This is a genomic window from Cryobacterium sp. 10I5, assembly GCF_035019865.1.
Lineage (GTDB): Bacteria > Actinomycetota > Actinomycetes > Actinomycetales > Microbacteriaceae > Cryobacterium > Cryobacterium breve_A.
Genome location: NZ_JASJVI010000009.1, coordinates 52396 through 64978, shown reverse-complemented (window position 1 = coordinate 64978; position 12583 = coordinate 52396). Strand labels below are relative to the sequence as shown.

Genomic DNA, 12583 nt, shown 5'->3' with positions numbered 1-12583 from the left:
TGCGAACGGTTCTGCGCTCACTGTCGGTCCTCCGAAGCCTGGTGCGCCGGTCCGAGCCGGGCGAGCACGAGCCGCAGCAGGGCGGCGACACCGATCAGGTCGGGTTCTGCGGCCTCGGCCAGGGTCTCCCTCACGGCCTCCTCCGCGACCCGTTCGGACCAGCCGAGGCCGATCAGGGCGCCCTGGACGCTCGCGGCGGGGCTCGCCGCGGCGGGACGCTTCGTGCGGGGCGCGCCTTCGACGGCGGAGACGACGATCTTTCCTGCCAGCGACAGGATGATGAGCTTCGCGGTCTTCGGCCCGATGCCGCTGACCTTGCGGAACACGGCGTCGTCTTCACCGGCGACGGCCTGGGCCACCTGGTTCGGCGTGAGCACGCCGAGCACGCCGAGTGCGGACTTCGGGCCGACTCCCGTGACACCGACGAGGAGTTCGAAGACGGCGAGTTCGTCACCGGTCGCGAAGCCATAGAGGGTGAGCGAGTCCTCCCTCACCAGAAGGGTGGTCAACAGGCGCGCCTCGGTGCCGTGCCGGAGGCCGAGGGCGGTCGTGGGCGTCACCTGAACGGCGAGCCCGACTCCCCCGACCTCGAGCACCGCCGTCGAGCCGACGGCGGAGAGGACGAGTCCACGTACGGAAGAGATCATCGCTTAAGCCTACGGGGCACCACCGACGCCGCCGCGCCGCGCTCCGCGGCGCGCCACGCCGCCTGGGCAGGGGTGAGTGCGCCCCCGACCGCTCCGGCTGCCGTCGGCAGAGTCCCGCCTGACGCCCCGGTTCGCCAGGCGTGGCAGATGGCCAGTGCGAGCGCGTCCGCGGCGTCCGCAGGTTTCGGCACCTCGCTGAGGCCGAGGACCCGGGCGACCATGGCGCCGACCTGGGCCTTGTCCGCCGATCCGTAACCGGTGATCGCGGCCTTGACCTCGCTCGGTGTGTGCAGGGTGACGGTGAGGCCGCGCTGGGCGGCGAGCAGGAGTGCGACCCCGCTGATCTGGGCGGTGCCCATCACCGTCCGCACGTTGTGCTGGGCGAAGACGCGCTCGATGGCGACGAAGGCCGGCTTGTGCCGGTCCATCATCTCCTCGAGTCCACGGCTCAACAGCAACAGGCGTTGTTCGAGCGGGAGGTCGGGTGAACTGCGCAGGACCGTGACGTCGACGAGTGTCGCCGTGCGGTTCGGCGCGACGTCCACGACCCCGACGCCGCAACGGGTGAGCCCGGGATCGATTCCGAGCACCCGCACGGCCACTGTCGACTACTCGTTCTCGGCTTCGAGCTCCGCGGAGACTGCGGCGGACACGGCATAGTTGCTGTAGATGTTCTGCACGTCGTCGAGTTCCTCGAGGGCGTCGATGAGCTTGAACACCTTGCGGGCGGTTTCAGCGTCGACGTCGATCGTGAGCTGAGGGACGAAGGCGATGTCGGCCGAGTTGTAGTCGATTCCGGCGGCCTGCAGTGCCGTACGGGTTGCCACGAGGTCCTGGACCTCGCTGAAGACCTCGAAGGTCTCCCCCTCGTCGACGACTTCTTCGGCACCCGCGTCGAGGACCGCTCCGAGAACGTCGTCTTCGGTCACGCCGTTCGCCTTGGAGACGACGACGATGCCCTTGCGATGGAAGTTGTATGCGACACTGCCCGGGTCGGCCATGTTGCCGCCGTTGCGGCTGACCGTCGTGCGGACTTCTGCCGCCGCGCGGTTCTTGTTGTCGGTGAGGCACTCGATCATGATGGCGACGCCGTTGGCGGCGTAGCCCTCGTACATGATCGTGGTGTAGTCGACGACGACGCCGGCGAGGCCGGCTCCGCGCTTGACCGCACGATCGATGTTCTCGTTGGGGACCGAAGTCTTCTTGGCCTTCTGGATCGCATCGACGAGAGTCGGGTTACCCGACAGGTCGGCGCCGCCCATCCGGGCGGCGACCTCGATGTTCTTGATCAGCTTGGCGAAGGCCTTGGCCCTCCGTGAGTCGGTGACCGCCTTCTGGTGCTTGGTAGTCGCCCACTTGGAATGTCCGGACATGAATCTCCCGTTGTCGTGCTTGGCTGTCTGATTGTGGTGCCGGCCGTCTGCCGCCAGTGGCAGAAAAGCGAATTCGTCGCACCAATGCGCTGTTGGCCAGTCTAACCCGAGGTGCCCGATCCGCCCCGCCGGAGCCGTCCGGCAGGCGCGGCGGACGCCCCTGACGAAGCCGGAGGATCAGAGCGTGATGATCTTCTGCAGGGTGTTCAGGTTGCGGGTCGTCGTCGTAGCGCGGTATTTCACCTTGGCGCTCTTCTTGCTGAAGGCGCTCTTGATTCCGACGGCACGCCGGACCTCCCAGTAGAGGACGCCGTGGCCGAGTTCGATCCGCTCGTCCGCCTGGTCGAGTTCCCTGGAATGGCCGGCGAGCTCCGCGAGGTGAGAGGGGTCCGAGCCGAACATGACATAGGCGTGCCAGCCCTCCCGCTCCGGGAACGGGTATGACCGCACCTCGCGGGCGAGTTCTGCCTCGTCGATCAGCACGATCCAGGCCTCGTAATCGAAGCGCTCCGACAACGCAGCCTCGATCCGGCTCTTGATCGCGTCCGGCGAAGCCTCGGCCGCCTCGTCGACGGTGAAGACGACGTTGCCGCTCGCGACCACCGTCTTGACGTCCGAGTAGCCGAGGCCCTCGAAGGTGGCCACGAGATCATTCATGGCCACGGTTATGCCGTTGACATTGATTCCCCTGAGCAGGGCTACGTATCTCATCATCGTTGACTCATGCCAGAACCCTAGTCCCGCAGCCGGCAGGCGGGAAACCCGGCCGGTTCAGCCGAGGAAGCGGGCGGCCGAGACCGTGCCGAGGAAATACTCGTGGAACCGGTGCTCCCCCGTGATCTCCGGGTGGAATGAGGTGCCGAGGAGGCGCCCCTGCTCGACCGCGACGCACCGGCCGTCGGCGAGCCTGGCCAGCGCCGTCGCCCGCGGGCCGACCGTGTCGACGACCGGCGCGCGGATGAACACGGCGTGCACCGGCGCCTCGCCGAGCACCGGGACGTCGAGGTCGGTCTCGAAGGACTGCGTCTGCGAGCCGAAGGCATTGCGTCGGACGCTGATATCGAGGCCGCCGATGCTCTCCTGGCCGCGGATGCCGTCGACGACGGTGTCCGCGAGCATGATCAGTCCCGCGCACGTGCCGTAGACCGGAAGGCCGGCCCTGACGGCCGCGCGCAAGGGATCTGCGAGGCCGAAGGCCCGGGCGAGCTTGTCCATCACACTGGATTCGCCGCCCGGAATCACGAGCCCGTCGACGCGGGCGAGTTCTTCCGGGCGGCGCACCAGGACGACATCCGCTCCGAGGGTGCGCAGTACCTGCGCATGCTCGCGAAAGTCGCCCTGGAGGGCGAGTACTCCAACGGTCACCTGTGCGAGCTACCAGCCGCGCTCGGAGAGGCGGTGCGGTGCCGGGAGGTCGGAGACGTTGATGCCGACCATGGCCTCGCCGAGGCCGCGCGAGACGGATGCGATGACGCTGGGGTCGTCGTAGAACGTGACGGCCTTGACGATCGCGTTCGCGCGGGCCTGCGGGTTGCCCGACTTGAAGATGCCGGAGCCGACGAAGACGCCGTCGGCACCGAGCTGCATCATCAGGGCGGCATCGGCCGGGGTGGCCACGCCACCGGCGACGAACAGGACAACGGGGAGCTTGCCGGTCGCGGCGATCTCCACGACGAGCTCGTACGGGGCCTGCAGGTCCTTGGCCGCGACGTAGAGCTCGTCCTTGCTGAGCGAGGACAGGCGGGTGATCTCACCCTTGATCGTGCGGATGTGCTTCATGGCTTCTGAGACGTCGCCGGTGCCGGCCTCGCCCTTCGACCGGATCATCGCAGCACCCTCGTTGATGCGACGGAGCGCCTCACCGAGGTTGGTAGCGCCGCACACGAACGGCACGTCGAACTTCCACTTGTCGATGTGGTTCACGTAGTCGGCGGGGCTGAGAACTTCGGACTCGTCGATGTAGTCGACGCCGAGGGCCTGCAGCACCTGCGCCTCGACGAAGTGACCGATGCGGGCCTTCGCCATCACGGGGATGGAGACCTCGGCGATGATGCTGTCGATCAGGTCAGGGTCGCTCATCCGCGCGACGCCGCCCTGGGAGCGGATGTCCGCGGGAACGCGCTCGAGCGCCATGACGGCGACGGCTCCGGCATCTTCGGCAATGCGGGCCTGCGCTGCAGTGACGACGTCCATGATGACGCCGCCCTTCATCATGTCGGCGAGTCCGCGCTTGACGCGGCTCGATCCAAACTGCTCGATGGATGTGGTTTCAGTCATAACGTGAATTCTATTCCTTGCGAGTTGGTGAAATACCGCAGCGGAGGGCTGCGCGGACTGGGAGTATGGCGCTAGTTTTTGTCGTGTGGCCAGCCATCCGCGACCATCCGGCGTACGTCGCCGAGCAGCTGCGGGATGGCCTTGGTCCTTGCGATGATCGGGAAGAAGTTCGAGTCTGTCGCCCAGCGGGGCACGATGTGCTGATGCAGGTGTTCAGCGATGCCGGCACCGGCGACCCGGCCCTGGTTCATTCCGATGTTGAAGCCGTCGCAGTTGGAGGTCTCCGCGAGAACCCTCATCGCCACCTGGGTCAGGCTACCGATCTCGGCGACCTCCTCTGGCGTCGCTTCGTCATAGGTCGCAATGTGTCGGTACGGGCAGACGAGCAGGTGGCCGCTGTTATAGGGGAACAGGTTGAGCAGCACGTACGCGTGGACGCCGCGGGCGACGATGAGCGCCTTTTCGTCGCTCATCGCCGGGGCGAGGCAGAACGGGCAGGCATCGGCGTGCGGCTGGGTGCCGTCCTGGATGTAGACCATCCGGTGCGGTGTCCACAGCCGCTGGAAGGCATCCGGCACGGCGGCGAAGTCCCCGGACGATTCGATCGTCTCGTCTCCGGCGTCCATCTCAGACCTGGGCCTTCGTCGCGATCGCGTCGACGATACGGGCGATCGCGTCTGCGACGGGGATGCCGTTCTCCTGGGTGCCGTCGCGGAAGCGGAAGCTCACCGATCCGGCAGCCCGGTCGTCCTCGCCGGCGATCAACTGGAACGGCACCTTCGCCTTGGTGTGGGTGCGGATCTTCTTCGGCATCCGGTCACTCGAGGTGTCGAGCTCGGCGCGCACTCCGAGTGTCTTCAGCTGGCGGATGATGTCGCCGAGGTACTCCTCATAGGCCTCGGCGACGGGGATGCCGACGACCTGCACCGGGGACAGCCAGACCGGGAAGGCTCCGGCATAGTGCTCGAGCAGGATCGCGAAGAAGCGTTCGATGGAGCCGAGCAGGGCACGGTGGATCATCACGGGCTGCTGGCGGGTTCCGTCGGAGGCCGTGTATTCCAGGTCGAAGAGTTCCGGCTGGTTGAAGTCGAGCTGGACCGTGGAGAGCTGCCAGGTCCTGCCGATCGCGTCCCTCGCCTGCACCGAGATCTTCGGTCCGTAGAACGCCGCTCCGCCCGGGTCGCTGACGAGTTCGAGCCCTGATTCGACGGCGACCTGCCGGAGGGTCTCTGTCGCCTCGTCCCACTGCTCGTCGGTGCCGACGAACTTCACCGGGTCCTTGGTGGAGAGTTCGAGGTAGAAGTCGGTGAGCCCGTAGCCGCGCAGCGTCTCGAAGACGAACTCGAGCTGGCTGGCGACCTCCGTCTTCACCTGGCTCGCTGTGACGTAGATGTGGGCGTCGTCCTGGGTGAGCCCGCGCACCCGGGTGAGGCCGGACAGCGTTCCGCTCTTCTCGTAACGGTAGACCGTGCCGAATTCGGCCAGGCGCAGCGGCAGTTCCCGGTAGCTGCGGCCCCTGGCCTTGAAGATCAGGTTGTGCATGGGGCAGTTCATCGGCTTGAGGTAGTAGTCCTGACCCTGCCGGGTGATGTTCCCCTCAGCGTCGACCTCTTCGTCGAGGTGCATCGGGGGGAACATGCCGTCCTTGTACCACTGCAGGTGCCCACTGGTCTCGAAGAGGTGCGCCTTGGTGATGTGCGGCGTGTTGACGAGGTCGTAGCCGTTCGCGAGCAGCTGCTCGCGCATGTAGTTCTCGATCTCCGCACGGATGATCCCACCCTTGGGGTGGAACACCGCGAGTCCGGAGCCGATTTCCTCCGGGAACGAGAACAGGTCGAGTTCCTGGCCGAGCTTGCGGTGGTCGCGTTTGGCGGCCTCCTCCTGACGGGCCTGGAAGGCCCGCAGCTCGTCCTTGGTCGGCCAGGCGGTCCCGTAGATGCGCTGCAGCTGAGGGTTCTTCTCCGAACCACGCCAGTAGGCGGCGGCAAGCCGGGTCAGCGAGTAGCCGTTGCCGATCATGCGGGTGTTGGGCAGGTGCGGGCCGCGGCAGAGGTCTTTCCAGACCGTCTCGCCCGACTTCGGGTCGACATTGTCATAGATCGTGAGCTCGGCCCCGCCGACCTCGACGGATTCGTTGTCCGCGGTTGCCGCGACCGCGCCGCCCTTGAGTCCGATGAGTTCGAGCTTGTACGGTTCTGCGGCGAATTCGGCCCTGGCGTCGTCGTCGGTCACGACGCGTCGGACGAAACGCTGGCCCTGGCGGATGATGCGGTCCATCGCCTTCTCGAGGGCCTTGATGTCCTCTGGAGTGAAGGGCACTTCGACGTCGAAGTCGTAATAGAAGCCGTCCGTCACGGGCGGCCCGATCCCGAGGCGCGCCGCCGGGTTGACGTTCTGCACGGCCTGGGCGAGTACGTGCGCCGCCGAGTGCCGAAGGATGTTGAGGCCGTCCGGGGACGAGATCGTCACGGGTTCCACGACGTCCGTCGGAGTCAGCGTCGCGGCGAGATCCTTGAGTTCACCGTTGACGCGCATGGCGACAACGGACCGGTCGGTGAAAAGCGCAAAGCCGTCAGCCACGTGTGGTACTCCTCAGTATTGTGCGAACCCCTCCAACTTTAGCGGCGCGGTCGCGACCGGGTTTCCCCGTGCAGGCTCCTGAGGATGCCCGGCTCAGGCCACGAGGACGGTGTCGCCCACGCGGGGCGGCACGGGTGCACCCTGAGGCAGCCGGCGGAAGAGATGCGCGATCACAGCCGGTGAGCAGGCGATCACCTTGACGAGGCCGGGCCGGTCGGGAGCCAGGGGCGGGTCGGCCGCGAGAGTGACGGCGAGCAGTCCGGCTCCGTCGTCGAGGAGCGAGGCGAGTCCGGCCGCGATCCTCGGGCTGACGTGACCGACCGGGCGTCCGGTGGCCGCGTGCACGGCGATCGTACGCGGGCCGGGACGGCCCGCCTGCTCGCGGACGAGGCCGACGACTGCTCCCGGTTGGAGGAGGCCCTCCCGGGCGACGATCGTGCGCGGGTCGACATTACGCAACCAGAAGCTCCAGATGCCGAGTCCGCGCAGGTGACGGTTACCGAGAGCGACGACCCGGCCTGTGCTCGGCTCCGTCAGCCACAATGCCCCGGCATCGGCGGAGAGGTACAGGGTCGGCAGTCCCCCGGCATCCGCGACGAGCAAGCGGTCCCAGTCCTGCGGTGGCAGGTACCGGCTTGCGGGTACGCCGCGGCGGGGCGCGGCCTGGGCGCGCGGAAGCTCCGCGATGTCCGGGGTGACGGCAGCCGGGAAATCCGTCGCCCGTCTGAGCGGCCGGATCCCGGGCGACAGCGTGTGCGAACTCATGGCGAACCTCCCCTTCGAGAGTGCTGCACCCGGCGCCCGACCGGTATCCCCCGTCCGGTGGACGCTTGAACCCGGTGCCTGCTTAAACGAAAAAACCCCCGGCCGGAGCCGGGGGTTTATCTGTGGGCGATACTGGGATCGAACCAGTGACCTCTTCCGTGTCAGGGAAGCGCGCTACCGCTGCGCCAATCGCCCAAATCTAGTGCTTCAAGAACTTCGTTCTCCAAGACTGGAGGTGGATACGGGATTCGAACCCGTGTATACGGCTTTGCAGGCCGCTGCCTCGCCTCTCGGCCAATCCACCGTATTCGGGTTCATACCAAAGAGAATCGGCCTTTCGGCCGATTCAATTCGAGCGGATGACGAGATTCGAACTCGCGACCCTCACCTTGGCAAGGTGATGCGCTACCACTGCGCCACATCCGCAACTGCGCGCATTTCTGCGTGCTTTGAAGACTGTACCGGTAGTTTTCCGGATATACAAACCGAGCGGAACTTGCGCGTGGGATGGCGCGTCGGTGCGCGACAGGGGCCGGGTCTGGGCTAGTATCGAGAGTCGCGGTCGAACATCATTCGCTCGCCGCGGGCGATTGGCGCAGTTGGTAGCGCGCTTCCTTCACACGGAAGAGGTCATCGGTTCGAGTCCGGTATCGCCCACACAACAGCACGACAAAACCCCGCCGGAGCGGGGTTTTTTTGTACCCTCGCACTGGGGGGTCCAATCCCGCCAACCTGAGTGCGTCCTGTGCCAAGCTCTTGTTCAAGCCAAAGGACCATCCCATTGGATCCCCGGCCCAGCGAACCCTCCTTCGTCTTCATCACGAAAGAGCGCTGCACTCCCGTCCTGTTCCGTGACGTGAACCGGGTCCCATCGTTCGATTCCCGGGACTCGTGAACGCAGCACGAAGCCAGCTGCGTTCGATCTGCCGTAGCAGCGCCGCGGCAGCCCGCTGCGCGTCCGGCGTCGACCGTTCCAGACACCAGCACGTACTCCCCCCAGCAAAGTAGTTCGTCAGCCAGAAAGGCTCCTCACATGACTTCCGTCGCAACCACAACGGCCACCCCCGGCAAGATCCTCGGCATCGTCGGGTTCATCCTCGCCTTCATCCCCTACCTCCAGCTTCCCGGCCTCATCGTGAGCATTATCGGCTTCAACCAGGCCAAGAAGGCCGACGCGCCCAGGGGCCTCGCCAAGGCCGGCATCATCCTGAGCGCTGTCTTCCTCGTGCTCTTCGTGGTCATCCTTGTCGTCATCTTCTCGGTGGCGGCCGCCAACCCGACGCCCAGCGCCTAGGCACACGGCTCAACGCGTCCCGCTCCCCCTCAGGCCCCGGCCTCCAGGGGGAGCGGGACGTTTTCCATGTCCGGCGCCCGGGCCCCCGACGAGCGTCAGAAATCCTCCTTGCACTCTGAGCGTCCGCTGTGCAATGCTCAACCCAAGCCAGACAAGAACTACAGTTCCCGACGGCTGACCCAGCGAACCCTCCGGTGCATGAGTGCGCCAGAGCGCATTTTCTTGTCCAGCATCGACCTCTCGGCTCAGCGCGCACGACGCCTCCTGCTGCCGCTCGTTCTTCTGCTGCCGCACGTCACCCGAGCAGTGTTCAGCCGGATCGGCACCCGACCGCCGTCCGGTTCCATCAGCCGCCGGGATCTCCTCGTACCCATATGCCGCGCACCCGTCCGGGTTCCGGCGTCCTCAGAAAGGCCGTCCCATGACGACTCCCGTAGCTTCCGCAGTCAACCCAGGCAAGACCCTCGGAATTGTCGGTCTCGTGCTCTCCCTCATCTCGCTGCAGCCGTTCGGGCTCATCGTCAGCATCGTCGGACTCGTCAAATCCAAGAAGTCCGGGCTCGGCAACGGCTTCGCCCTGGCCGGAATCATCATCAGTGTCGTCGGCATCATCGTCGTCGGCATCGTGATCGCCGTCGCGGTCAGCGCGGGCGTCAACCTCGCGGCATTCTGCACCGAGCACGGCGCCGGCGTCTTCGACAACAACGGCGTCACCGTGACCTGCGGGGCGTAACACCGCCGGCAAGGCCCCGTCCCCCGAGCTCCTGCCGCGGGACGGGGCCTTTTTCCGGTCGGTGCACCGACGCATTCAGCGCACCTCCGTGAGCGTCGCGCCGATCAGGACGAGCGTGTTCGCGGCCGCGAGGAAGATGTTGAGATGGTCTCCTGGACCTTCTGGGACAGGAGATATCCCATCAGCTTGTCGGCGTTGTCCTTGTGCGGTGCTCCCGCCGCGAGACCCATCACGTACGGAACGGCGACCGTGGCCCTGGTGCCGACTGAGGCGGTCGGAGAGAAGATCTCGTAGGCGGACTTGTCGGCGCTGATCGACTGCAGGGCCATCTGCACATCACTGTTCGCCACGCTCAGTTCCCCCTTGGACACCTTCGGACCGAGCTTCCCGGTCGACGCGCTCGGTCCGACATCGTTCGCCTGCAGTGCCGTGAAGTAGTCCAGGGCACCCTGCTTGCCCAGCAGGTGCTCGAGGAGCACGAACAGTGCAGTGCCGTCACCGGCCTGGCCCGGCGTGGAGTACTGGATCTTGCCGGCATACTCGGCAGCCAGCAGGTCGGTCCAGGAATCGGGGCGGCCATGGAGAGGACCGGAGTCCTCGACGTGCGCCGCGTGCTCGCCGCAGGAGTCACGGTGGTCGACGTGGAGGCCGCCGTCAACTCCGGCGCCATCGCCGTCGGTGTGCTGACGGGCCAACTGGAGCGTGAGGGGTTCCTCGGGCACACCCACGACGACATTCTCGAGAGCGTTGTGGAGACCCTGGGGCTCGCAGAAACCCCGCCTGCCTGATCGGCGTGACCCGGCGTGCGGCCGGGACGGGTCGCGTTCTGGTGAGTGGCTAGTCTGGAACGATGGATTTCCTGCTCGTTCTGTGGGCCCGCCTGACCGAACGCCAGGACCCGCTGCCCCTGCCGATTGCGTGGCTGACGATCGCGGCCGCCGCGGCGATCGTCCTCGTCCCCGTGCTCTGGCATCCGTCCCGGAATGTCGTCACGATCGCGCACGAGGGCGGCCACGCTCTCGTCGCAACGCTCGGTGGCCGGCAGCTCGGCGGCATCCGCCTGCACTCCGACACCTCTGGCCTGACGGTCAGTCGCGGCAAACCGCGCGGCATCGGAATGGTCCTGACCCTCCTGGCCGGATACACGGCGCCGGCCGTACTCGGCCTCTGCGCCGCCTGGCTGCTGAGTCTCGGCTATTCCGCCGGGCTGCTCTGGCTGTTGCTCGCCGCACTCGCCCTTCTCCTTGTCCAGGTGCGGAACTGGTTCGGCCTGTGGTCAGTGCTCCTGACATCCGCTGTGATCTTCGTGATCACCTGGTACGGCTCTGCCCTCGTGCAGAGCGTCTTCGCCCTGCTCGTCACTGCTTTCCTCCTGCTCGGGGCCGTTCGCACGGTACTCGAGCTCCAGCAAAGCCGGGCCCGCCGCGCCGGCGCCGCTTCCGACGCCGACCAGCTCGCCCGACTCACCCACGTTCCCGGCCTGCTCTGGGTCGGTGTGTTCCTTGTCGTCACGGTCGGGTGCGCCGTCGTTGCGTTCGGGCTGCTCGGCCTGGCCGGCTGATCCTCCGCGACAGGCCGGTCGGTGGCGGCTCGTCGCCCCTGCCGCCACGCGAGCGGGGGCGCGCGGACGCGGCCGTCACGCCCCGGTGCCGAACCTCGTGGTGACTCCCGGTGAGAAGAGAACCGAATCCGGCGCGCGATCGGCGAGTCCGGGAAATCCACCCGCTTCGAGAAGCGTGTCGTCGAGACGAACGAGTTCGGCATCGAACAGGTCCCACGGCTCATGGTGGTTGCGGAGGTAGACGGTGCGTCCCCTGACCCTGGTGAAGAGCGCCCACCGCGCGGTGAGGAAATCGGCCAGTGGGTCGTCGAGCACCCGTCGGTCGACCGGGCGCACCACGATCTCAGAGCGCGCAGCCCGGTTGACATGGCGAACGGATGAGTAGCGGTACTCCCCCGCCGCGACGGTGAGGCGGGTCCTGGACCAGATGTACGGGAGGGCGAACAGGCCCCTGGCGACGAGCACGGCCGCGAGCCGCGACGCCTCGAGGGACACGAAGACCACACCGCGTCTGCCGAGCGCATCGACGGCGTACAGCCGCACGTTGACTTCGACGAAGTCTCCGAAATAGGGAATGGGCGGACTGCCCAGCACGGTGGCGCGGTCGAGGACGAACGGGATCAGCCCGACCCAGCTGCTCCCCTCGTATTCGTCGGGGACGAGTCCGGCAGGCAGGAGCGGCGCCACGACGGCCGCGTCCACGCGCCAGTGCAGGAAACACAATCCAGACCAGCGCTGGCTCGCCACCGAACGGCCGGTCAGCGCCGGCGCCACGCCTGAGATCGGGTCGAGCCGGGCATCCGTCATCGTTCGATTTCCTTCTCGGTGCTGGACTCGGTCATCAACGCCAGCCGTAACGCCCGCGGAGTGCGGATGCGATGCGTGCGTAACGCGCCGAATCGACCAGCGCGGCTTCCCGGCGCATGCCACTCGGTTGGACGGCGAAGATCCTGTCGATGTTGACCCAGCTTGATCGACCGGTCCTGTCCCAGTCGCCGACGCCGAGAGCGACGTAGTCGGGGTGACCTGTGCGGTCCTTGCTGGTCAGCTGGACGGCGAGGACTGCGCCCGCGCCGAGTGCGGCGACGACGACGACCGGGCGGTCCTTGCCTCGCCCGTCACGTTCCTCGAAAGGCACCCAGGTCCAGACGATTTCCCCGGGGTCCGGGCTGGCGTTTCGCGTCGGCCGGTAGTCGAGGCGCACATCCCGCAGGTTCCTCGGATCGACTTCGACGGTAGCCGAACGGCCGCTGCGGCCGGGGCTGGGTGTGGTCGACCGGTCAGGGGGCCGGCGTGCGGGCGCGAAGAGGCTGCGCAGGGCGTTGAAGAAACGACGGAAGCCGGACACAGGCA

15 protein-coding genes and 4 tRNA genes are annotated in these 12583 nt (G+C 66.9%); 4 read left to right on the top strand and 15 right to left on the bottom strand.

Annotated features, from left to right (window positions below; translation table 11 throughout):
* Positions 1-17: 17 nt before the first annotated feature.
* From ruvA to QN350_RS05005, 12 genes are all read right to left on the bottom strand, one after another.
* Positions 18-647, bottom strand: a complete 630-nt coding sequence (gene ruvA / locus QN350_RS05060) for a Holliday junction branch migration protein RuvA (protein WP_281535113.1) — start codon at positions 645-647, stop codon at positions 18-20.
* The gene (gene ruvC, locus QN350_RS05055) at positions 644-1243 is read right to left on the bottom strand and encodes a crossover junction endodeoxyribonuclease RuvC (RefSeq protein WP_322140018.1); all 600 of its coding nucleotides are present in this window, start codon (positions 1241-1243) and stop codon (positions 644-646) included. The genes ruvA and ruvC overlap by 4 nt, the downstream gene beginning before the upstream one ends.
* Positions 1244-1255: 12 nt before the next feature.
* Positions 1256-2020, bottom strand: coding sequence for a YebC/PmpR family DNA-binding transcriptional regulator (locus tag QN350_RS05050; RefSeq protein ID WP_134449445.1), 765 nt, complete (start codon positions 2018-2020; stop codon positions 1256-1258).
* Between the two features lie 177 nt (positions 2021-2197).
* Positions 2198-2734, bottom strand: a complete 537-nt coding sequence (locus tag QN350_RS05045) for a DUF1697 domain-containing protein (RefSeq protein WP_322140019.1) — start codon at positions 2732-2734, stop codon at positions 2198-2200.
* A 57-nt stretch (positions 2735-2791) separates the two neighbouring features.
* Positions 2792-3385, bottom strand: coding sequence for a pyridoxal 5'-phosphate synthase glutaminase subunit PdxT (gene pdxT / locus QN350_RS05040; protein WP_322140020.1), 594 nt, complete (start codon positions 3383-3385; stop codon positions 2792-2794).
* Between the two features lie 9 nt (positions 3386-3394).
* The gene (gene pdxS / locus QN350_RS05035; RefSeq protein WP_281535116.1) at positions 3395-4297 is read right to left on the bottom strand and encodes a pyridoxal 5'-phosphate synthase lyase subunit PdxS; all 903 of its coding nucleotides are present in this window, start codon (positions 4295-4297) and stop codon (positions 3395-3397) included.
* A 71-nt stretch (positions 4298-4368) separates the two neighbouring features.
* Complete coding sequence (locus QN350_RS05030) at positions 4369-4923, bottom strand: HIT family protein (protein ID WP_281535117.1); 555 nt, start codon at positions 4921-4923, stop codon at positions 4369-4371.
* A gap of 1 nt (position 4924) precedes the next feature.
* Positions 4925-6877 (bottom strand): threonine--tRNA ligase, encoded by a 1953-nt coding sequence (gene thrS, locus QN350_RS05025; protein WP_322140021.1) that lies wholly within the window; start codon positions 6875-6877, stop codon positions 4925-4927.
* A gap of 93 nt (positions 6878-6970) precedes the next feature.
* A complete protein-coding gene (locus QN350_RS05020; RefSeq protein ID WP_322140022.1) occupies positions 6971-7642 on the bottom strand; it encodes a hypothetical protein in 672 nt (223 codons plus the stop codon).
* A 123-nt stretch (positions 7643-7765) separates the two neighbouring features.
* Positions 7766-7837, bottom strand: a tRNA-Val gene (locus QN350_RS05015).
* A gap of 35 nt (positions 7838-7872) precedes the next feature.
* A tRNA-Cys gene (locus QN350_RS05010) sits at positions 7873-7946 on the bottom strand.
* A gap of 50 nt (positions 7947-7996) precedes the next feature.
* Positions 7997-8068: transfer RNA gene (locus QN350_RS05005), tRNA-Gly, on the bottom strand.
* 158 nt (positions 8069-8226) lie between these two features.
* On the opposite strand from QN350_RS05005, the gene QN350_RS05000 reads away from it, so the two are divergent.
* From QN350_RS05000 to QN350_RS04990, 3 genes are all read left to right on the top strand, one after another.
* Positions 8227-8299: transfer RNA gene (locus QN350_RS05000), tRNA-Val, on the top strand.
* 376 nt (positions 8300-8675) lie between these two features.
* On the top strand, positions 8676-8936 hold the full coding sequence (locus tag QN350_RS04995; protein ID WP_322140023.1) for a hypothetical protein: 261 nt from the start codon (positions 8676-8678) through the stop codon (positions 8934-8936).
* Positions 8937-9357: 421 nt separating this feature from the next.
* A complete protein-coding gene (locus QN350_RS04990) occupies positions 9358-9669 on the top strand; it encodes a hypothetical protein (RefSeq protein WP_281535121.1) in 312 nt (103 codons plus the stop codon).
* 104 nt (positions 9670-9773) lie between these two features.
* Here the strand turns inward: QN350_RS04990 and QN350_RS04985 are convergent, their stop codons facing one another.
* Positions 9774-10397 (bottom strand): extracellular solute-binding protein, encoded by a 624-nt coding sequence (locus tag QN350_RS04985; RefSeq protein WP_322140024.1) that lies wholly within the window; start codon positions 10395-10397, stop codon positions 9774-9776.
* Positions 10398-10519: 122 nt separating this feature from the next.
* Here QN350_RS04985 and QN350_RS04980 point away from each other — a divergent pair, with 122 nt between their 5' ends.
* A complete protein-coding gene (locus tag QN350_RS04980) occupies positions 10520-11230 on the top strand; it encodes a M50 family metallopeptidase (protein WP_322140025.1) in 711 nt (236 codons plus the stop codon).
* 75 nt (positions 11231-11305) lie between these two features.
* Here the strand turns inward: QN350_RS04980 and QN350_RS04975 are convergent, their stop codons facing one another.
* Positions 11306-12037, bottom strand: coding sequence for a DUF2071 domain-containing protein (locus QN350_RS04975; RefSeq protein ID WP_322140026.1), 732 nt, complete (start codon positions 12035-12037; stop codon positions 11306-11308).
* A gap of 34 nt (positions 12038-12071) precedes the next feature.
* Positions 12072-12578 carry a type II toxin-antitoxin system PemK/MazF family toxin gene (locus QN350_RS04970; protein ID WP_322140027.1) on the bottom strand — a complete coding sequence of 169 codons (507 nt, stop codon included), beginning with the start codon at positions 12576-12578 and terminating at the stop codon, positions 12072-12074.
* Positions 12579-12583: the final 5 nt, after the last annotated feature.

Bases quoted from the DNA above. Each gene is read 5' to 3' on its own strand.
- ruvA (WP_281535113.1), bottom strand. From the start codon at position 647: ATGATCTCTTCCGTACGTGGACTCGTCCTCTCCGCCGTCGGCTCGACG.
- QN350_RS05050 (WP_134449445.1), bottom strand. From the start codon at position 2,020: ATGTCCGGACATTCCAAGTGGGCGACTACCAAGCACCAGAAGGCGGTC.
- QN350_RS05045 (WP_322140019.1), bottom strand. From the start codon at position 2,734: ATGATGAGATACGTAGCCCTGCTCAGGGGAATCAATGTCAACGGCATA.
- pdxS (WP_281535116.1), bottom strand. From the start codon at position 4,297: ATGACTGAAACCACATCCATCGAGCAGTTTGGATCGAGCCGCGTCAAG.
- QN350_RS05030 (WP_281535117.1), bottom strand. From the start codon at position 4,923: ATGGACGCCGGAGACGAGACGATCGAATCGTCCGGGGACTTCGCCGCC.
- QN350_RS05020 (WP_322140022.1), bottom strand. From the start codon at position 7,642: ATGAGTTCGCACACGCTGTCGCCCGGGATCCGGCCGCTCAGACGGGCG.
- QN350_RS04995 (WP_322140023.1), top strand. From the start codon at position 8,676: ATGACTTCCGTCGCAACCACAACGGCCACCCCCGGCAAGATCCTCGGC.
- QN350_RS04990 (WP_281535121.1), top strand. From the start codon at position 9,358: ATGACGACTCCCGTAGCTTCCGCAGTCAACCCAGGCAAGACCCTCGGA.
- QN350_RS04980 (WP_322140025.1), top strand. From the start codon at position 10,520: ATGGATTTCCTGCTCGTTCTGTGGGCCCGCCTGACCGAACGCCAGGAC.
- QN350_RS04975 (WP_322140026.1), bottom strand. From the start codon at position 12,037: ATGACGGATGCCCGGCTCGACCCGATCTCAGGCGTGGCGCCGGCGCTG.